Annotated in this window: 1 pseudogene; it reads right to left on the bottom strand. The window is 44.2% G+C overall.

Annotated elements, in window-relative coordinates:
- Positions 1-239, bottom strand: a pseudogene (locus SB660_RS19255) (ammonia channel protein); the annotation flags it as partial.
- Positions 240-373: the final 134 nt, after the last annotated feature.

The following is a 373-nucleotide window of genomic DNA, read 5'->3' as shown; positions in this document are numbered from 1 at the left end:
CCCTTCAGTCCGGCCCATTCAATCCCGCCAAGCCATGTATTCCCGGGGGCAAAAGCAAGTGAATATCCGTACAAAACCCAAACGACGGATACGATGGCGAGGGAAGAAAAACTGTGCATCGCCGTGCTGAGCACGTTTTTGCTTTTTACCATTCCGCCGTAAAACAAAGCCAGCCCGGGGGTCATCAGCCACACGAGTAAAGCGCAAAAGAACATAAATACTGTATCGCCCATCTGCATGTTGTATTCCTCCGTCTCATTCAAAATGTAATCGTGATTAATTCATTATTATAGAGAAAAAAGAACGATAAAACATTTTCGTGTAAGGTTATCTGACATGGTTTTTTGCGTTCATAATGTCGCTTTTTCAAGGG

The organism is Bacillus sp. SIMBA_005 (assembly GCF_046535585.1).
In the GTDB taxonomy this organism is placed as follows: domain Bacteria; phylum Bacillota; class Bacilli; order Bacillales; family Bacillaceae; genus Bacillus; species Bacillus pumilus.
Note: the sequence above shows the minus strand (reverse complement) of the source record. Positions and strands in the feature narration are given on the sequence as shown.